The sequence below is a fragment of the Pantoea sp. Mhis genome (genome assembly GCF_009830015.1).
Genome location: NZ_SZZX01000004.1, coordinates 26,281 through 47,545 on the forward strand (window position 1 = coordinate 26,281; position 21,265 = coordinate 47,545).

Sequence of the window (21,265 nt, forward strand, 5' to 3'; positions counted from 1 at the left end):
CAATGAAATTTAGGAGAAATTTCATGATCAAGGAGTTTAGTCGTTCAAAACGTATTGCACAGCAATTAAAAAAAAATATTTCTATTATTTTACAACGTAACATTCAAGATCCACGATTAGAAATAATGATCACTGTTTCTGCTGTAGAAGTGTCAAGTGATTTAGCTTATGCTAAAGTATTTGTTACATTTTTAAATAATAAAGATAAGGAACTAATAAAAAATATACTAAAAATTTTACAAAATGCTTCAGGCTATATACGTAATTTACTTAGCGGATTAATGTATTTATATATTGTACCAAAATTAACTTTTTTTTATGACAGTTCTTTAGATGAAGGAATACGTATATCAGATTTAATTTTTAATACTTTAAAGAATGATATTAAATTGCAAGCTAAAAACTTATGTGTAACAGATGACAAGGAATGAGTAGTCATGAGTAGTTTTCCTCAAGGAGATTTAGATTTACATGGCGTGCTATTGCTTGATAAGCATAAAGGAGTATCATCTAATCATGTTGTACAAAAAATAAAGCATTTATTTAATGTTAATAAAGTTGGACATGCTGGAACTCTAGATCCTTTAGCAACTGGCATGCTGCCAGTTTGTTTAGGAGAAGCTACAAAGCTAACACAGTATTTAATTAATTCAGATAAACATTATCGAGTAATTGCCCGCCTTGGAGAAAATACAGATACTTCTGACGCTACTGGTAGATTAATAAGGACTCGACCAATTAATTTTAATCAAAATAAACTTAATGAAGTATTAGATAGCTTTCGTGGTAATACATTACAGATACCTTCTATGTTTTCAGCACTTAAATACCATGGTCGTCCTCTTTATAAATACGCACGTCAAGGTATAAACATTGAACGTAAGGCACGTCCTATTGTTATATACAAATTACTGTTGATACGCTGGGAATACAATGAACTTGAATTAGAAATTCATTGTTCAAAAGGAACTTATATTCGTACTATTATTGATGATTTAGGTGAAAAATTATGCTGTGGAGCTCATGTTATCATGCTACGTCGTTTACAAGTAGCCACTTATTCAGTAGATAAAATGGTTACTTTAGAAACAGTACAAAAATTAATGCAAAAGTTTAATGGGAATAATTTTGTCTTATTAAAATTAATTAATTCATTATTATTACCCATAGATAGCCAAGTTTCTTGTTTTCCAGAAGTTAATTTATATAGTCCAATAATAAATTATTTTAAACAAGGACAACGGGTTAAAATGCAAGGAATAACTGTTCAAGGTTTAGTACGTATTACAGAAGGTAAAGATCGTAAATTCATTGGTATGGGTGAAGTAGATCACAAAGGATTTATTATGCCCCGACGTTTGAGAAGACTTTATTGAATAATAAAATAGAGCAAGCGTAATATACTTCTTTTTTTATAGTATATTTTAAATATAAAAATATATTATAATTAACCATATAATATATATATGTATATTTATATGTAAGTTGCTGAATTAGAGATCGGCAATTAAATTTTCATTGTATTATAGGAGTAATTTATTATGTCTCTAAATATAAAAGATAAAGCAAAAATAGTAGCTCAATATGGTCGCAATCATAACGACTATGGATTAACTGAGGTACAGGTAGCATTGTTAACCTTTAGAGTTAATCAATTGCAAAGTCACTTTTCTAAGCATAAAAAAGATCACCACAGTCGACGAGGTTTATTGCGTATGGTTTCTCAACGTCGTAAATTACTTACTTATCTCAAAGGTAAAAATTTTATTCGTTACAATAAGTTAATTGAAAAATTAAATTTACGCCGCTGAATTATATACTTAAGTATATAGTTTTATATATTTAACATATGCAAAAATTTAGTTTTACCTATCAAATTTTTGATAAAGTAAAACAATTATATATTATTGTTTATTGAAATTTAACGCATATGCATAAATATTGGATATTCAAAGTAATAATAAAGTAATCAAATATAACTGAAAATAAGTAATTTTGGTGAGCTAAAGAAGCTCTACTTCTGAATTTAAGGACTTAAATTTTGTTAAATCCGATTGTACGTAAATTCCAATATGGTCAACATACTGTTACGTTAGAAACTGGCATAATGGCACGTCAAGCTACTGCTGCTGTAATGGTTAGCATGGATGATACAGCAGTTTTTGTAACTGTTGTAGGTCAAAAAAAAGTAAAAACAGAACAAGAATTTTTTCCATTAACTGTAAATTATCAGGAACGTACTTATGCCGCAGGGCGGATTCCTGGTAGTTTTTTTAGACGAGAAGGAAGACCTAGTGAAAGTGAAATTCTTATAGCACGTTTAATTGATAGACCAGTTCGTCCTTTATTTCCTGAAGGTTTTATGAATGAAGTGCAATTAATAGCTACTGTGGTATCTGTTAATCCACAGGTTAATCCAGATATCGTTGCAATGATCGGTTCATCTGCTGCGTTATCATTATCAGGAATACCATTTAATGGTCCAATTGGCGCTGCCAGAGTAGGTTATATCAATAATCAATATATATTAAATCCAGTTGCTAATGAAAGCAAAATATCTCGTTTAGATTTAGTGGTTGCCGGTACACAAAAAGCAGTCTTAATGGTAGAATCTGAAGCTGATTTTTTAACAGAACATGAGATGTTGAATGCTGTAGTATTTGGGCATAAAGAACAACAAGTTGTTATCGAAAATATTAATGCATTAGTAGCTGCAGTTGGTAAACCAAGATGGGATTGGCAACGTGAAAATATTAATGAAGATTTAATTGAACGTGTTTCAGTATTAGCTGAAAAGCGTATCAGCGATGCTTATCTTATCAAAGATAAGCAAGAACGTTATGCAAAATTGGACATTATAAAAAATGAAATTATTTTATCGCTATTAGAAGAAGATAAAACATTACATGAAGTTAATATAATTAATATATTACATAATCTAGAAAAAAAAATTGTGCGTTCTCGTATACTTAATGGTGAACTACGTATTGATGGTCGCGAGAACGATATGGTTCGTAGTCTTGATATACGTACAGGAGTTCTACCACGTACACATGGTTCTTCGTTATTTACTCGTGGTGAAACACAAGCATTAGTAACTGCTACGTTAGGAACGGCACGTGATGCACAAAGTTTAGATGAATTATTAGGTGAACGTACTGATAATTTTTTACTGCATTATAATTTCCCTCCATATTCTGTGGGAGAAACTGGTATGGTAGGTTCACCCAAAAGACGTGAAATTGGTCATGGTCGTTTAGTAAAACGTAGTGTACAAGCAGTAATGCCAAAACAAGAAGATTTTCCTTATACCGTACGAGTCGTATCTGAGATTACAGAGTCCAATGGTTCATCTTCTATGGCTTCAGTATGTGGAGCATCTTTAGCCTTGATGGATGCTGGTGTTCCAATTAAAGCAGCTGTAGCTGGTATTGCTATGGGTTTAATGAAGGAAAATGAAAAGTTTGTAGTATTATCTGATATCATCGGCGATGAAGATCATCTTGGAGATATGGATTTTAAAGTAGCGGGGAGTCAAGAAGGGGTAACTGCCTTACAAATGGATATTAAGATTGAAGGTATTACTCAAGAAATTATGGAAGTAGCTTTACATCAAGCTAAAGCTGCTCGTTTACATATTTTAAATGTTATGAATCAAGCTATTAGTACTCCACGTCAGAATATCTCTGAATTTGCCCCTCGTATTTATGCTATAAAAATTAATACTCAAAAAATTAAAGATGTTATTGGTAAAGGTGGATCTGTTATTCGAGCACTTACTGAAGAGACTAGCACTATTATTGAAATTGAAGATGATGGAACTATAAAAATTATAGCTACGGATGACTTAAAAGCTAAAAAAGCTATTCGACGCATCAAAGAAATTACTGCAGAAATTGAAGTAGGACGTATTTATACTGGTAAAGTTACTCGTATTGTTGATTTTGGTGCTTTTATAACTATTGGTGTTAATAAAGAAGGATTAGTACATATTTCGCAAATTGCAAATAAAAGAATTGAAAAAGTAATAGATCATTTGCAAATAGGGCAAGAAGTTTTAGTTAAAGTAATAGAAGTAGACCGTAATGGTCGTATACGTTTAAGCATTAAAGAAGCAGTACAGCAAAAATTAGAAGGAATATCTATAGTTGATTCCTATGATTAAAGCTATATTAAATGTAATCTACATTTAACTTAAAAAGTAAATGTAGATTTAGCTAAAAATTAACTATAGACAACATAAATACAGACTAAATTTAGTATTTAAATACTACCTCATGAGAGATAGAAAAACACCTTCAACATGCTTAAACTTATAAAAAGTAAGTCAAACTATTAACAAAATGATTTTCTTAAATAAAATTATGTTGATGTTAATATATACTTCACAAATATTTTATCCAAATGATTCTAATATTCCTCTTTATAATTTTTAAGATATTTTATTTTAAATTTCAAAATTTTCCAAATATTATTAGTATAATACTTGGAAAGATCAAAAATAAGTACACAATATTAATAGATAGTTATATATATATAATAGATATAATCTTTCTTAATCTAATTTAATTTAGATTTTTAAAAATCTACTTTGTTTAGGTTGAATACATTCAAATAATTAGGAGTTTATCATGATTTAGATTATTTTTTCTATCACTATAAATATTATGCTTTAATGCATACAACTAATATTTAGTACATTTACTAAATTATATTAGTTGTTAGTTTTTGTATTTTTATTTAATTAGTAAATAATTATATTTATGAATATACAATATTATGTTATCTAAATGTAATTTGATATTAAAAGTTGTATTGATTAATTGCTGCAATTCAAGAGGTTTATGTATTACATGACTGATATTCAAACTACTTTTTCTGATCTGGGGCTTAATAAGTTCATCCTATCTGCTGTAAACGATATGGGATATGTAAATCCATCGCCGATCCAGATCGAATGTATTCCACATTTACTAGCTGGACGCGATGTATTGGGTATGGCACAAACTGGCAGTGGCAAAACTGCTGCATTTTCACTTCCATTATTAAATAATATTGAACCATCGCTTAAAGCTCCACAAATTTTGGTACTAACACCAACTCGCGAATTAGCTCTACAAATAGCAGAATCCTGTAATAATTTTGCTAAACATATGTGCGATGTTAATATATTAGCATTGTATGGTGGTCAACGCTATGATGTGCAGTTACGTGCATTATGTCAAGGTCCACAAATTGTTGTTGGCACTCCTGGACGTTTATTAGATCATTTAAAACGTGATACCTTAAATTTATCTAATCTACGTGGTTTAGTATTAGACGAAGCTGATGAAATGCTACGTATGGGATTTATTGAAGATGTTGAAACTATTATGGCTCAAATTCCAAAAGGACATCAAACTGCATTATTTTCTGCTACTATGCCGGCAGTAATTCGACGTCTTACTAAAAATTTCATGAAAAATCCACAGGAAATTCGTATTCCTACTAATGTAACTACACTTCCGAATATTAATCAATCTTATTGGGCTGCTTACGGCCGTAAAACTGATGCTTTAGTACGTTTTTTAGAAGCAGATGATTTTGATGCTGCTATTGTATTTGTACGTACTCAAAATGCAACTCTAGAAGTCTCTAAAATATTAGAACGTAGTGGTTACAATAGCGCTGCATTAAATGGTGATATGAATCAAACTTTACGTGAACAGACCTTAAAACGTTTGAAAAATGGTAATTTAGATATTTTAATTGCTACTGATATTGCTGCTCGTGGTTTGGATGTAGAACGTGTTAGTTTTGTTATAAATTATGATATTCCAATGGATGCAGGATCTTATGTTCATCGAATTGGACGTACAGGTCGTGCTGGACGTCCAGGACGTGCGTTATTATTTGTTGAAAATCATGAAAGGCGCTTATTACGTAATATTGAACGTAATATGCAATTAAACATTCCTGAAGTTTTATTACCAAACGCAGAATTATTGGGTCAACGTCGTTTAATTCAATTTGCAAGTAAAGTACAACAACAATTAGAAAGCAAAGATTTAGACCTATATCGTTCATTATTGAGTAAAATACAACCTAAACAACCACTAGATATGGAAACTTTAGCTGCTATATTAATGAAAATGGCACAATGTGATCGTCCACTAATTTTACCTAAAGAAGATGCTCCTATTCCTCATCCACAGCATCGTGGAACGTATAATCGTAATAATTATCGACAATTCTCTGATTCATATGGTTCAAATGATAATCGCAATAATACTAAACGATTATATCACGAACGTCGTTATATTGGAGAAATGCAATTATATCGTCTCGAAGTAGGTCGTAATGACGGTGTTGAAGTACGTCATATTGTAGGTGTTATTGCAAATGAAGGTGATATTAATAGTCGTTGTATCGGTAATATTAAATTATTTAGCACACATTCCACTATTGAGTTACCTAAAGGTATTCCTGGTAAGATGTTGCAACAATTTACCCATACACGTATTTTAAACAAAAGAATGAATATGAGATTATTAGGAGATGTTAATTCAGGAGATAAAATTAATCGTTATAAGCAAGATCGGAATCATCGAGCAGATAAAAAAATTATAAGTTGGAAAAAAGTGTGAATGTAAATTTATAAATCATGATTCTCGATAGTTATACTACCACAATCATAAATTATGAACTTATATTTTTTAATAGCTACGAGAATCAATATATTAATTAATTATTTTAAATTAATTGTAAGATACTAAGTATAAAATAATTAATATAATTAAAGTGTATCAATATTTAAAATATTTTAAATTCAAAATTAAACTGGATAAATGAAATTTAGTTTTTAGATAAGTAAATATAAAAAATTAATTTTCATATTTTAATTGAATTGAATACTTTTATACCTAAAAACTATTATAAATATATATATGCATTTATGTGTATTATTTGGTGGTAAATTTTAATTATTATAATATAAAGCCTGAACTGCAATTGCTTCTATTTCGATCTTTGAATCCTTTGGTAAATAAACGAGATATTTCTACATAAGAGTATGCTGGAAAACAAGCATTATTTTCGATGAAAATTTTTTCATAAAGAAAATTAACTACTTTAAGATCATCAAGATCTTTTTAAAAAAAGGTATTTTAACGATGTTAACTAAGTTAAAGTTAGATGATTCGATAATTAGTTTTATATTTTACAATGCTTGACGAATTTGTGTAAATATATTTTTAGCATAAGTTCAAGTTTGTGTATTTATTGGAATTTGACCAGATCTGATTATCACATTATTACCAAAATTTATTCCTTGAACGTAAGGAGCTAATTGCTACAGGCGCTTTTTTTTAGTATTAATTATCTAAAACATCACTACTAATCCTTCAACTTTTATGATTCTTCTTAAATAACAACCGCCCGATGCATAAATTCATTTTCACAATATTTGCATTTTAATATAATATTATTATTGTGCTTTTTTACAGCAAAATTTGACAAAACCGGTTCATTACGACTTATGCAATTAGTATTTGGACAGATTAGAATGCGTTCAATATATTTTGGTAATATTGGAATAATTTTTGCTACTACCATATAATCTTCAATGCGATTTACTGTAACATGTGGTGCGTATATTACGAGTTGATTTATTTGATCATCATTAAGAAGAATATTTTCTATTTTTATTAAATCCTTACTAATTATTTTAATAGATGGTAGATTTAATCCAATTGTTATACGTTGCTCTGTTTCTGTTAGGCGGAAAAGTGACAATAATTTAAATCCCATTTGAGCTGGAATATGATCAATTACTGTTCCTAGTTTAATAGCTTCAACTTGCATTTTATTATTATTGTGATATTTCACTTAATTATTACTCTTCTCTTCATAATGATAAATGTTTCTTCAGTACTAAAGCTAATAAAGCTTGACGAGTAAATATACCATTTTCAGCTTGCTGAAAATAAAAAGCATATGGAGTATGATCTACTTCAATAGCTATTTCATCGATACGCGGTAATGGATGTAATATTTTCATATTATTACGTGCACCAACCAGATCTGTTAGACGCAAAATAAATTTTGATTTAACATTAGCATATTCAGATGAATTAAGTCGTTCTTTTTGTATACGTGTCATATAGACAATATCTAGTTTAGGCATTATGTCTTTTAAATTATCGTGTTGTGACCAAATGATATTTTGCTCATCTAACATATTAGTGATGGAAATAGGCATAGATAATGCATTTGGAGCTATAAAGAAAAAACGATTACCTTTAAATTTCTGCATAGCTTGTGTTAATGAATGCACGGTTCGACCATATTTGAGATCTCCCACCATAGCTATATTTAGATTTTCAAGACATTTTTGAGTTTCGAAAATTGTAAATAAATCTAATAATGTTTGTGTAGGATGCTGGTTAGCTCCATCACCTGCATTGATAATTGGTATATCTCTAGAGAATTCTGATGCTAATCTAGCTGCGCCATCTTGGGGATGGCGTATGATGATTGCATCTACATAAGTACTGATTACTGAAATAGTATCAGCAAGTGTTTCACCTTTTTTACCTAATGAGGTACTACTTTCGTTAGTAAATCCTATAACAGAAGCATTAAGACGATGTATAGCTGTCTCAAATGAGAGACGAGTACGTGTAGAAGATTCGAAAAAACAACTAGCTATGACATTATAGCTTAATAATTTAGGCTGTGGATTATCTTTTAGTTTAGTTGCAGTATACAATATTAAATTAATTTCATCACGATTAAGATCATTAATAGAAATAATGTGTTTACGATATAAAGGATTATTCACAGTTAACTCCATTTTAGATATAGGGTTAACAAACAATTATAACAAATCGTATCATTAACTATATTTAAATAATATTAAGCAAATATTTTTATATTGATCTTAGTCAATGATTTTAAATTTTTTATTTTACTCAAGAGATTATTATTACTAAGTGTTGCTGCTATTAATGCTTTAATAGCATGCATGCGATTTTCTGTTTGATCAAATACAATACTATAAGTTGATTCAAATATTTCATTAGTAACTTCCAGAACATGATAAAGTTCATATTCTTTTGCTATTTTTTGTCTTAATATACTTTAATTATCATGAAAAGATAAAAGATAATGTAAAAATTTTATCTGTTAGTTACCACTAAGAGATAACATTACATTATTGACTTAATATGCATTTAATAAATCAATACATTTTTTCCATATAGAATTTAATTTACTCATTGATATCCATCATATATTAGTACAAATAAAATTAATATTTTTCACAACTTTATAAATATTTAAACTTAAAGTGTTTTTACACTCCATGTTTTTACTTGCAGTAGCATATATCTCTATTAATTTATCTTGAGGCCAATAACTTTTTGGTGCTACTAAATGTAGATCTAATCCTATAATCGATAAGATTTCTAGCATACTATTGCTAATAGTATTAAGAACATTACCTATATTCACTAATATCATATTATTTAATATGTTACTAGGTAAAGATTTCTGCATAGTTCATAGAGCAGCTAAAATTTAAGTAGGATACAATTAGGCAGTTAACGCATTTCAAACAGCAACTTTTGCAAGTTGTGCTAAATTTTCAAGTAATTCTTGACTATAACCACGATATTGAAAATAACGTCATATATACGTTCTAATAGACGAAGAACATCCTCCCCCACTCCCTCCTCCGTGTATTAATTGTTATTTATAGCCTATTTAGCTATAGCTTGGTCTTAAATAAGCAATATTTGCACCTTGATCATATGCAGTAGCAGCTACCTTCAAAGTAACATCGTTTACAAGTTGAATTTTCTAAAAATAAGTAAAATATACTACTTTTGAGATGTTGCTCTTCTAAGAGTGTTTTTTGCAGATTTAAATCTCTTTGCTAATTTTAATAAATATGCTATTTCCAAAAAATTAAAATTTAATCATCTCAAAAAATATCGTTTATATAAACTATTCATATAATAGTTCCATTTATACATATTAAAAACAATTAACATGATAACATCAAAATTTGCTTAAAATTTTATCAAACCTTTTAATTTTCTAAAGAAAAAATAATTATAAGTATTATGTAAATTAATATAATTATTTATTTGGAATAATAGATAATACTATAAAAGTATCAGTAAACGACATTGAGATCATAGATTTAAATAATGTTTAATTTTATAATTAAATCTTTAATTTTATTTTATATAAATTATAAAATTTTTTCTCAAGGAAATTAAGAAACAATTAAATTTATCTGTACAACAATACAACTTAATATCTTATAATAAAGAGATTTTGCATTGATATTCAATTAATTTTTCTTTATTTTTTTCTAACTCTATAATTTTATTACGTTCCTTTAAAACTATTGCGGATGGAGCATGTAATATAAACTCCGTATTTTCTAATTTATTTTGAGTTTGTTTTATCTCAATATTTAACTTAATTATTTCTTTTGCTAAACGTTCTAATGCAGTTTTTTTATTTACTACCTTACTAAGCGGAATCAATAATTCAGCTCCTTCAATCACTTTAATTACTGAAATAGGTATTTTTGTATCTCTAGATATAATGCTTATATTTTCTAAATTTGCTATATGTAATAGAAATTTACAATGCTCACTTAATCGATTTAATACTGTTAATGAGCAATTGCTGAGTAGAATATTAAGTTTATCATTTAATGGAATACATAATTCCGCACGGATATTACGTATAATAATAGTAGTTTGTTTTATCCATTCTATATCAATTTTAGCTTTAATATCTTCTTGTTGTTTATTGTAGATTGGAAATGGTTGTGTCATAATTGTAGGACCATTGATATTTCTTAAAACTTTAACACATTTCCAAATGGTTTCAGTAATAAATGGAATAATTGGATGTGCTAACCTTAATGTTATTTCTAATACTTTTAATAAAGTATCTCGTACACTTCTTTGTTCAATTACTGAACCTTCTTGTATGGTAAATTTACTAAATTCCAAGTACCAATCACAAAATTGATTCCATATAAAATCATATAAAATATTAACTGCTACATCGAATCGATAATTATCTAATGCTTCACGATATATTTTTACTGTATTATTAAGAAGATTTATAATCCATTTATCTGGTAAAGTTATTTGTTTTTCACCTCCATATTGACCATAGTCGTAATTTTCTGTATGCATCAATACAAAACGGCTTGCATTCCATAATTTATTACAAAAATTACGATAACCTTTTAAACGTTCCATATCCCAGTTAATGTTACGACTAGTTGAAGCCAATGCAGCAAGTGTTAGACGCAATGCATCGGTACCAAAAGATATAATGCCATTTGGAAATTGTTTTTTAGTACTAATCTGAATTTTTTTGGTTAATTGAGGTTGCATCATATTATTAGTACGTTTTTTAAGTAAATCTGGTAACGAAATACCTTCAATCAAATCTATAGGATCTATAACATTCCCTTTTGATTTGGACATTTTCTGCCCTTTTTCATCTCTAATCAAACCTGTAATATATATTTTTCTAAATGGAATTTGTGGTTTTGCATTTGGTTCTTTTATGAAATGCATAGTTAACATAATCATTCTAGCAATCCAAAAAAAAATAATATCAAATCCACTTACTAAAACATCAGTTGGGTGAAAAGTGTGTAATTCTTTAGTATTTTCTGGCCAACCCAGACTAGCAAAAGTCCATAAACTTGATGAAAACCAAGTGTCAAGCACATCATTATCTTGATGTAGATTGACTTCCATTGATAAATTATTTGCTTGGCGAATTTCTTTTTCATTATCACCAACGTATATTATTCCATTTTGATCGTACCAAGCAGGAATACGATGTCCCCACCAAAGTTGACGTGATATACACCAATCCTTAATGTTATTCATCCAAGAAAAATAAATATTTTCATATTTTTTAGGAATAAACAGAATATCTCCATTTTTTACTGCTTCAATTGCTATTTTAGCTAATGGTTCAGTACGTACATACCACTGATCGGTTAGCATTGGTTCAATTATAACATTACTACGATCACTATACGGTACTGTTAAAATATGAGATTTGATATTATCAAGTAAACCAATTTTTTCTATTTCAGCTATAATAGCTTTACGTGCAATAAAACGTTCCATTTTCTGAAAGCTTATTGGAATATTAGCTGTCATTTCTTCTATAATTTTACCATTACTATCAAATATTTTAGTTGTTTTACAAATATGTCCATCAGCAGTTAAAATATTGATTAATGGTAATTTATGACGCATTCCTACCTTGTAATCATTAAAATCATGCGCAGGGGTAAGTTTTACACAACCAGTTCCTTTATTAATATCAGCGTATTCATCACCTACAATTAATAAATAACGATTTACTAAAGGTAAAATTACTTTTTTACCTATTAGATTTTTATATCTATCATCTTTTGGATTTACTGCTATGCCAGTGTCAGCTAATAAAGTTTCTGGTCGTGTAGTTGCTATTATTAGATAATCCTTTCCTTCAAGGGTCTTTACTCCATTGGCTAATGGATAACGAATATACCATGTGAATCCTTGAACTTCACGATGTTCTACTTCTAGATCTGAAATAGCTGTACATAATTTAGGATCCCAATTTACTAAACCTTTACCTCGATAGATTAAATTATCTTTATAAAGACTAATAAATACTTTTTTTACAGCTTTAGAAAATCTTTGATCCATAGTAAATCGTTCACGTTCCCAATCCACTGAACTGCCAAGACGTCGCATTTGACGCGCAATATTATTACCCGATATTGTTTTCCAATACCAAACTTTGTCAATAAAATCTTCTCTATTAAAGTCATGCCTTGTTTTATTTTCTTCATCAAAAATTTTATTTTCTATCACTAATTGTGTGGCAATACCAGCATGATCAATACCTGTTTGCCATAAAGTATTTTTCCCTTGCATTCGCTGATATCGAATTATTATATCTATAATAGTTTGCTGAAATGCATGACCCATATGCAAATCACCAGTAATATTTGGTGGTGGAAGCATAATACAAAAACTCTTTTTGTTCTTATCACCATTGGGTTTAAAGTAACCGTTTATTTCCCAATTATCATAAAGAGATTGTTCTATATTTTGTGGATTATATATTTTTTCCATTTTACTTATATCATAATTGCTAAAATAATTTAATTATATTTCAATAAAATACAAAGATAAGATGTATTTTACTTGATCAATTGCTATTTTTATAAAATTTTTATAAATAAAAACTTTATAATTAGGAACACGAAATACTATAGTAGTAAATTTAATTATTAAATTAATTAATCATTTAAGAAGTTAATCGTAATAATTTTATTATTATTCTATTTATGCACTGAAGATATAAATCTTCATAATTTAAATTGTAAAAAGATAAAAAATTATTGGTAGAATAGTATTATTACACTATGTTCAGATAATTTTCTTAAAATTTATTTTTACAAGTTATTAAACTATGCTAGTCATTTAATCCAATACATTGAATTAACATTAAATTGCATATTTTTATGTTAATAACAAATACGTAATTTTTAGTATCATTATTAAATTCTATTAATTTAAAATTAATTATTTCATGAAAGTATACTTTCATTTTTATGATTACTTATATTTCTTAAAATAAATATAAGTGATAAATAACTATTTAACACATACTAACAATCATTATTAAAATCTACGCGATTTAATAAAAATTGTGCAATCATAGGTACTGGTCTTCCAGTAGCCCCTTTAAGTGGCTTGCTAGAACGCCATGCAGTACCAGCAATATCTATATGTGCCCAATTAAATTTACGAGCAAAACGCGCAAGAAAACAAGCTGCTGTTATTACACCAGCTGATCTACCTCCAACATTCGCTATATCAGCAAAATTAGATTCCAATTGTTCATAACATTCATCTATAATCGGTAAACGCCATGCACGATCACTAGATTGTTCAGAGGCAATAATTAATTCATGTGCTAATGGATTATGGTTCGATAGTAGGCCACTAACATGATGACCTAATGCAACTACACATGCACCGGTTAGTGTCGCAATATCAATTACTATTTCTGGATTAAATTTTTCAGCATAAGTGAGTACATCACATAAAATTAAACGACCTTCAGCGTCAGTATTTAATACTTCCACAGTTTGTCCTGACATAGTAGTTAATATATCTCCAGGACGTAATGAACGACCATCAGGCATATTTTCACAACCAGCTAATATACCTATAATATTGAGGGGTAAATTTAATTCTGCTACTATATGCATTACCCCATAAACCGATGCTGCACCACACATATCAAACTTCATTTCATCCATTGCGTCATCTGGTTTAAGTGAAATACCTCCAGAATCAAAAGTTAATCCTTTGCCAATAAGCACAATTGGATGAGCTTCTAGATTACTACTACCCTTATATTCTATTACTGACATTAAGGATTCATTATTTGAACCAGCACCTACCGCTAAATAAGCGTTCATACCTAATTGTTTCATTTGTTGCTCACCAATTATATGAGTAATCATATTTTTATTGAAAATATCAGCTAATTGACGAGATTGTGATGCTAGATACATAGCGTTACATAGATTAGGTGGCATATTACTAAGATCTTTTGCCGCTTTTACACCTGCTGATATAGCTAGACCATGTTGAATTGCACGTTCACCAATTATTAATTCACGGCGTGTTGGTACATTAAATACCAGTTTACGTAATGAACGACGTGGTTCAATTTTATTGCTTTTTAATTGATCAAAACTATATAAAACTTCTTGTGTAGTTTCGACTGCTTGACGAACTTTCCAGTAAGTGTTACGGCCTTTAACATGCATTTCAGTTAAAAAACATACAGCTTCCATTGAACCCGTGTCATTTATAGTGTTGATAGCTTTTTGTATAACTTGTTTATACTGACGTTCATCCAATTCACGTTCCTTTCCACAACCAATTAATAAAATTCTTTCAGATAAAATATTAGGAACATGATGTAGTAGTAATGTTTGGCCAACTTTTCCTTCTAATTCACCACGTCGTAAAAGAGCACTAATATATCCATCACTGATTTTATCTAGTTGCTCTGCAATTAGTGATGTACGACGAGGTTCAAAAATGCCTACTACAATGCATGCACTGCGCTGTTTTTCTGGACTACCACTTTTTACACTAAACTCCATGTAATCTCCTGAATCTTTAAAAACGACAAATTTATCTGTTATTAAAATAAATACAGCATCGTAAATGAAAATCATTACTGTAGTAAAATATTATAATAAGTAAATATTGTTTGAAATAATTAAGATGTATTTACAATACATTATTTTTAATATTTTAACATTGTTATATTAAAAATAATATTTACAATAATTCTAAATTATATAAAATTTTTTATAAAAAGTTTATATAGGTTAATTAAAAGTGATAATTATTAAATATTTATTTGGAGAATTATTCAAAAGTCAATTAGCTATTTTATTTATTTTATTACTAATTTTTTTATGTCAAAAATTAATACGTATTTTAGGTGGTATAATAGATGGTAATATTCCAATAAATTTAATTTTTGCATTGTTAGAACTAGGTTTGCCTGAAATAATTAAATTAATTTTACCTTTAAGTCTTTTTTTAGCTATTTTATTGACATTTGGAAAATTTTATAACTCCAATGAAATTATAGCTATGAACTCTTGCGGGTTTAGTAATATTGTATTAGTTAAATCTACCATGATTTTAGTTATATTGACTTCAATGATAGCAATAGTTAATGTTATTTGGTTGGCGCCATGGTCTGCATGTTATCAAGAAAAAATAATAAAAAATGCTATAATTAATCCTATTAGTTTATCAGTAATTAATGGAAATTTTCAAACATTTAGTGACGGTAATACGGTGTTATTTATTGAAAAGGTAAAAGGTAATAAATTTGGTAAAATATTTTTAGCACAGTTAGAGTTCAAAAAAAATGTGCATCCTTCAGTAATTTTAGCAGATAATGGATATATACAACAAAATCTAAACGGTTCACAAATAATTATATTAGATAAAGGAACTCGTTTTGAAGGAATAGCAACATTAGGTAATTTTAATATAACACATTTTATTAATTATCAAGCAAGAATTAATTATAAAAAAATCAATCTTAATTTTGATAATCCTGAACAACTAAGTTTAGGTGTATTATTTAAAAATAAAAAAATGCAATTTAAAGCAGAATTATATTGGCGTTTAACGTTAGTCTTATCGGTATTAATAATGGGTATTATGGTTATACCTCTTAGCCTAAATGATTTTTTTTATGATCGTACATTTTCCATGTTGCCCTCTATGTTTTTATACTTAATATTTTTTTTATTAGAAACTTCATTTAAATCTAATGCAGAAAAAGGAGACGCAAACTCATTGAATTGGATGTTAGCAATTAATTTGTTTTATTTTATATTAGCAATAATTTTAAATTTATGGCAAATAGGTATCATACGTCGTTTACGTGCATATTTTTCTTTTAAAAAAGTTTTTTAATGTTGAATATCCTTGATCGTTATATAGGCAAAACCGTCATTAACAATATTATTATAACGTTGTTAATATTGGTCACATTATCTAGTATTATTAAATTCGTTGAGCAATTGCATAAAACTTTAAATAGTTCTTATACTATTTTAGATGCTGGCTATTATACATTACTTAGTATACCAAAAGATATTGAAATTTTTTTTCCTATGGCAACATTGTTAGGTGTTTTATTAGGATTAGGAATTTTAACTCATAATAACGAAATTATGGTAATGCACGCTTCAGGTTATACTCGTATAAATATTATACAGTCAGTAATAAAAACTGCTGTTCCTTTGATCTTAATAAGCATTATTATCAATGAATTTATTGCTCCTAAAGGAGAACAAAGTGCCCGTAATTATCGTGATAAAAAATTATATAAGAGTACGTTTGTTGCAAATCATAAAAAATTATGGTTTAAAGACCTTAATTCCATTGTTTATATCAAAAATATTAAAAATATAAATGAAATTAGCGAAATCAATATTTATTTATTTAGTAATCATCGTCGTTTATTAAGTATATGCTATGCAAAAACAGGAATTTGGAATAAAAATAAAAAGATATGGGAACTATTAGAAGTAAAGGAATATAATTTTAAAAATCTTAGACAAATTAATATATCACATAAAATAAAAATTAAATGGCAAACCAACTTAACGCCAGAAAAAGTAAATACTTTATCTATAGCTGTGAATCCAGATTCTTTATCCATTAGAAATCTTTATATTTATAACAAGTATTTAAAACAAAGTGGTCAAGAATCAAAACGTTATCTTTTAAAGATGTGGTATAAAATTTTTCAACCATTATTTATACTAGTAATGATGTTACTGGCTCTATCATTTGCTTTTGGTCCTTTATATAATCTTTCAGTAAGCGCACGTATAATCAGTGGTATGAGTTTTGGTTTTTTGTCTTATGTTATAGACAGAATATTAGGAGAATTAAGTTTGATTTATGGAATTCCACCAGTATTAAGTGCAATAATGCCTAGTTTAATATTTTTATTAATTAGCCTATTATGTTTAATAAAAAAATAAAAATTTTATATATAGATGTACATTATTCTGTAATAATGTATATTACTGGTATAAATTGTTTAATTCTAATGCCGAAGTGGCGAAATCGGTAGACGCAGTTGATTCAAAATTAACCGTAGAAATACGTACCGGTTCGAATCCGGTCTTCGGCATTATTCAACATAAACATTTAAATTACTATTTTTCATTATTTAAAATATAATGATTTAATTTGATATAATTACAGTTGATTTTTTTCAATTTTTCTTTTATTTAAAATTTTTTGATTAATGCATAAATTTTATTACATAATAAAATTTACGATTAAGTTATAATTTATATCTATTAAATATAGTTATATAGTTCTTATATTCATATAAACATATTTTCTATATGTTTTTAAAGTTTTATTTTGCGAAGAGAGGGACTTGAACCCTCACGTCATTAAAGACACTAACATCTGAAGTTAGTGCGTCTACCAATTTCGCCATCTTCGCATACTAGGAAATAAATAATATTTAAATTTATATATAATTTTAAATTATTAGATAATATAATCTTTTAATTACATTAATATATACTATATAAATATGATATTACTAATTAAATGTATATTCAATTAAATTGTTTAATGTAATAAATTTATAGTTATTAATAATATAAATAGAAACCAGTTCATGACGTGTAATAAAGTTATTTTTAATGATTTATGATTAATTAATATGTTATACATTTTTAGTTTAAATTAAAATTAATGTATTATCTAATCCAATGACATTTTAATAAATATTTATTAGCATGAAATTCCATTATACATTATATAATATATAAAATATAAATTACCGTAACTAATTTTTAAAATATATATATTTTAAAAATTAAAAAGAAATCTATTGTATTCTAATTTTTAGACTCTGTTTGATAGAACATATTTCTATGTAAAATAATAGTTTAGATTGAATCTAAATTTGTAAAGTACGTATTTTCTAATGATATAAAATTATCATGTCTATTTTAATAACTACATTACTAAAAACCAAGAAAAGCATATTTTTAATATCAAATATTTATTATATGATAATTATATTTTAATAACCTAACATCATGTAATATTGATTTATTATAGATTAATTCTACATCTATGATGTAGATAAAATTATTGATTAGTTATGTTTCTATTATTTTATTTTTTGATATTATATCTTATGTAGAATTTTATACCAATATGTAGATTATACATTATGAAATAAAATTATTCATATTTTTTAATGTATATATTAGTATCTTAATCATTTAATTAAGTTTGAAAACTAATATATCCTTATTCAGGTATATGTAAATATTGAAATATTCAATATATGCAATAATAGATTTTATCTAAATTAATATATTGTACATACTGAAAAAATCATCTTTATATATAATATAAAGTTATAAAATAACCATATTTTAATTAATTTTAAAATATTTAATTGAGTAATAATTAGATGGTTAGAATATAATAACTTATATTAGTTTAATTGAGATAATTTTTTAGTTTTAAAAAATTTTGATATAAATCATGATTCCATAAATTAAAAATAAATATTATTTTTAATTATATTCATAATAATATCTTACTTATAGTAAGGATATATTTTTAATAAAAGATAAGAAAAGAATATAATTATTTTTATAAAACTATATAATTTAAGATAAAATTAATTAATTACATTTAATTAATTAATTTTATCTACAGATATTAACTAGATTGTAATTACTTAATAATTTCACTAACAATGTAATAAATCTTAAAAAATATTACTAAATATTAAAAAAATAATCAAATTAACTAAAATAAATGTAATTTATCTTTATTTAGCAAGAATAGATAAGTTATTATGATTCTTTAATATTAAAAATGCAATTATTTTTTTACAAAATAGTATTGTCTAGTTCTTAACTATTTGTGGTTCTTGACAAGAACCACAAATAGTTAAGAACTAGAAATTATTTAGATTAAGCTTTTATATACTAATAACATAATTATATGTAAAATAACTCATACAATAAAATATATAATGCATGTAGAAAATTAATTTTATATTTAAAATATTTAATATAAAATAAAACTTTAAATTATATAGTAGTTAATAAAAATTAAATTATGACAACTTAGTTTATATATTAAAATTTTGATGATTATTAATAGTTAAAATTAATTAAATTCGAGTAATTTTAACATATTATTTTTATGAAAATATTTTTGATTAAGCATAGAACAATAATATTATTATTGTTCTAATATTAGAGGTTCTACCTTTTAGGTAGATTTTGTATTAAAGTAATTTAAATGTAAATACTTTTAAAGGAAAAACCTAATTGATTGTTATTGCTATAGATTATTCATTATTAAACCATATTAATTATATTTAAAAAATTAATTAAATAATTTATTTAATTAAAACTAAAACATAATCTCACTAAATTATCTATATATAATAATTGATATTCATTGCAATTATACTACACATTAGTACTTATATTATTTGACATTATAGATATAATATATATTCATAAATATACATTGGTCTAATTATACATATACTATATAATATGTTTTTGTAAAAAACTACAATAAAACATTGTATGAATCCCTCTCATTCTCTTTTCTATCATGGAAATTAATCATCTTTTTTAAAGATAATGAGTTATGTTTTATTAGATCTTATACATGTACTTTTACTAATGTAGTAGTATCACCTTTATTGTAAGTACTAATAGTATTAGTTAAACATAAAGTTAATGTAAATTTCTGCTTATTATAGGAAAGTTAATTGAAGAAAATATAAGTCAGCATAATAAAAAAATAAATTAGTATCGTTTTTAATATACTAACATTAAATATAGTCTAATATCTTTAAAATAGAATTATATTACTCTTAATTTATAGTTAATAAGGATCTACCTTATGGAATATCATTAATATATAAAGTAATAAAAAATATAAATTAATTAATAAAATTTTTAATATATATCAAATATATAAAAACGAAAGATACTTAATTAGATTTAGTATTATTGAAATCCATATTTTATAAATTTAGGTATTTTATAAAAAATCTATGAAAATAAATATTGCAATTATAACTATCATAATAACATATTTGTTTAGTATAAGTTTATATGCTGAAGAAATTGGTTCAGTTAATACTGCTTTCAAAATATTTGGTCCTAACCATAAAATTGTTGTTGAAGTATTTGAAGATCCTGATTTTAAAAATATAACTTGTTATATTAGTCGTGCTAAAACCGGTGGATTTACAGGTGGTCTAGGATTAGCAGAAGATACATCAGATGCTGCGCTTGCTTGTCAACAAATTGGTCCTGTAGAAATTAATGCAAAAAATATTCAAAATATTACACATACAAAAATTGTATTTCGTAAAAGAACATCATTAGTTTTTAAAAAACTTCAAGTGGTACGTTTTTTTGATCATAAACATAATACTTTTATTTATTTAAGCTATTCAGATAAAATAGTTAATGGATCTCCAAAAAATGCTTTAAGTGCAGTCGCAATTAGACATTATTAATATAATTATTTGTGATATTTTAAGTATATTAATTATATATATATATTTAATAGTACTAATATACTTTAAAAGT

General features: G+C 26.4%; 13 protein-coding genes, 2 tRNA genes and 2 pseudogenes. 9 read left to right on the forward strand and 8 right to left on the reverse strand.

Annotated elements, in window-relative coordinates; genetic code table 11:
- Positions 1–23: 23 nt before the first annotated feature.
- From rbfA to FD727_RS02115, 5 genes and pseudogenes are all read left to right on the forward strand, one after another.
- A complete protein-coding gene (gene rbfA / locus FD727_RS02095) occupies positions 24–431 on the forward strand; it encodes a 30S ribosome-binding factor RbfA (RefSeq protein ID WP_159938515.1) in 408 nt (135 codons plus the stop codon).
- A gap of 6 nt (positions 432–437) precedes the next feature.
- On the forward strand, positions 438–1,376 hold the full coding sequence (gene truB, locus FD727_RS02100) for a tRNA pseudouridine(55) synthase TruB (RefSeq protein ID WP_159938516.1): 939 nt from the start codon (positions 438–440) through the stop codon (positions 1,374–1,376).
- A 165-nt stretch (positions 1,377–1,541) separates the two neighbouring features.
- On the forward strand, positions 1,542–1,811 hold the full coding sequence (rpsO, locus tag FD727_RS02105) for a 30S ribosomal protein S15 (RefSeq protein WP_159938517.1): 270 nt from the start codon (positions 1,542–1,544) through the stop codon (positions 1,809–1,811).
- Positions 1,812–2,041: 230 nt separating this feature from the next.
- The gene (gene pnp, locus FD727_RS02110; protein WP_159938518.1) at positions 2,042–4,165 is read left to right on the forward strand and encodes a polyribonucleotide nucleotidyltransferase; all 2,124 of its coding nucleotides are present in this window, start codon (positions 2,042–2,044) and stop codon (positions 4,163–4,165) included.
- Positions 4,166–4,853: 688 nt separating this feature from the next.
- A pseudogene (locus FD727_RS02115) lies at positions 4,854–6,539 on the forward strand (DEAD/DEAH family ATP-dependent RNA helicase); the annotation flags it as partial.
- A gap of 419 nt (positions 6,540–6,958) precedes the next feature.
- Here the strand turns inward: FD727_RS02115 and FD727_RS04035 are convergent.
- The 7 genes and pseudogenes from FD727_RS04035 to pepA all read right to left on the reverse strand — a co-directional run bounded on the left by FD727_RS04035 (position 6,959) and on the right by pepA (position 15,217).
- Positions 6,959–7,306, reverse strand: a pseudogene (locus tag FD727_RS04035) (Rid family hydrolase).
- A 95-nt stretch (positions 7,307–7,401) separates the two neighbouring features.
- Positions 7,402–7,842, reverse strand: coding sequence for an aspartate carbamoyltransferase regulatory subunit (gene pyrI, locus FD727_RS02120; RefSeq protein ID WP_159938572.1), 441 nt, complete (start codon positions 7,840–7,842; stop codon positions 7,402–7,404).
- 43 nt (positions 7,843–7,885) lie between these two features.
- Positions 7,886–8,821, reverse strand: coding sequence for an aspartate carbamoyltransferase (gene pyrB, locus FD727_RS02125; protein WP_159938520.1), 936 nt, complete (start codon positions 8,819–8,821; stop codon positions 7,886–7,888).
- 74 nt (positions 8,822–8,895) lie between these two features.
- Positions 8,896–9,117 carry a hypothetical protein gene (locus FD727_RS04140; protein ID WP_159938573.1) on the reverse strand — a complete coding sequence of 74 codons (222 nt, stop codon included), beginning with the start codon at positions 9,115–9,117 and terminating at the stop codon, positions 8,896–8,898.
- A gap of 150 nt (positions 9,118–9,267) precedes the next feature.
- Positions 9,268–9,537 carry a hypothetical protein gene (locus FD727_RS02135; protein ID WP_159938521.1) on the reverse strand — a complete coding sequence of 90 codons (270 nt, stop codon included), beginning with the start codon at positions 9,535–9,537 and terminating at the stop codon, positions 9,268–9,270.
- Between the two features lie 770 nt (positions 9,538–10,307).
- A complete protein-coding gene (locus FD727_RS02140) occupies positions 10,308–13,163 on the reverse strand; it encodes a valine--tRNA ligase (protein ID WP_159938522.1) in 2,856 nt (951 codons plus the stop codon).
- Positions 13,164–13,702: 539 nt separating this feature from the next.
- Complete coding sequence (pepA, locus tag FD727_RS02145) at positions 13,703–15,217, reverse strand: leucyl aminopeptidase (RefSeq protein WP_159938523.1); 1,515 nt, start codon at positions 15,215–15,217, stop codon at positions 13,703–13,705.
- A 241-nt stretch (positions 15,218–15,458) separates the two neighbouring features.
- Here pepA and lptF point away from each other — a divergent pair, with 241 nt between their 5' ends.
- From lptF to FD727_RS02160, 3 genes are all read left to right on the forward strand, one after another.
- The gene (lptF, locus tag FD727_RS02150; RefSeq protein ID WP_159938524.1) at positions 15,459–16,559 is read left to right on the forward strand and encodes an LPS export ABC transporter permease LptF; all 1,101 of its coding nucleotides are present in this window, start codon (positions 15,459–15,461) and stop codon (positions 16,557–16,559) included.
- A complete protein-coding gene (gene lptG, locus FD727_RS02155) occupies positions 16,559–17,638 on the forward strand; it encodes an LPS export ABC transporter permease LptG (protein ID WP_159938525.1) in 1,080 nt (359 codons plus the stop codon). Before lptF ends, lptG begins: the two co-directional genes overlap by 1 nt.
- Positions 17,639–17,708: 70 nt before the next feature.
- Positions 17,709–17,790, forward strand: a tRNA-Leu gene (locus FD727_RS02160).
- Positions 17,791–18,030: 240 nt separating this feature from the next.
- Here the strand turns inward: FD727_RS02160 and FD727_RS02165 are convergent.
- Positions 18,031–18,114, reverse strand: a tRNA-Leu gene (locus tag FD727_RS02165).
- 2,607 nt (positions 18,115–20,721) lie between these two features.
- Between FD727_RS02165 and FD727_RS02170 the strand changes: the two genes are divergently transcribed.
- The gene (locus FD727_RS02170) at positions 20,722–21,192 is read left to right on the forward strand and encodes a CreA family protein (protein ID WP_159938526.1); all 471 of its coding nucleotides are present in this window, start codon (positions 20,722–20,724) and stop codon (positions 21,190–21,192) included.
- Positions 21,193–21,265: the final 73 nt, after the last annotated feature.

What these genes read in the sequence shown, in the direction of transcription:
- rbfA (WP_159938515.1), top strand. Translation starts at nt 24, where the DNA reads ATGATCAAGGAGTTTAGTCGTTCAAAACGTATTGCACAGCAATTAAAA.
- truB (WP_159938516.1), top strand. Translation starts at nt 438, where the DNA reads ATGAGTAGTTTTCCTCAAGGAGATTTAGATTTACATGGCGTGCTATTG.
- rpsO (WP_159938517.1), top strand. Translation starts at nt 1,542, where the DNA reads ATGTCTCTAAATATAAAAGATAAAGCAAAAATAGTAGCTCAATATGGT.
- pyrI (WP_159938572.1), bottom strand. Translation starts at nt 7,842, where the DNA reads ATGCAAGTTGAAGCTATTAAACTAGGAACAGTAATTGATCATATTCCA.
- FD727_RS02135 (WP_159938521.1), bottom strand. Translation starts at nt 9,537, where the DNA reads ATGCAGAAATCTTTACCTAGTAACATATTAAATAATATGATATTAGTG.
- FD727_RS02140 (WP_159938522.1), bottom strand. Translation starts at nt 13,163, where the DNA reads ATGGAAAAAATATATAATCCACAAAATATAGAACAATCTCTTTATGAT.
- pepA (WP_159938523.1), bottom strand. Translation starts at nt 15,217, where the DNA reads ATGGAGTTTAGTGTAAAAAGTGGTAGTCCAGAAAAACAGCGCAGTGCA.
- lptG (WP_159938525.1), top strand. Translation starts at nt 16,559, where the DNA reads ATGTTGAATATCCTTGATCGTTATATAGGCAAAACCGTCATTAACAAT.
- FD727_RS02170 (WP_159938526.1), top strand. Translation starts at nt 20,722, where the DNA reads ATGAAAATAAATATTGCAATTATAACTATCATAATAACATATTTGTTT.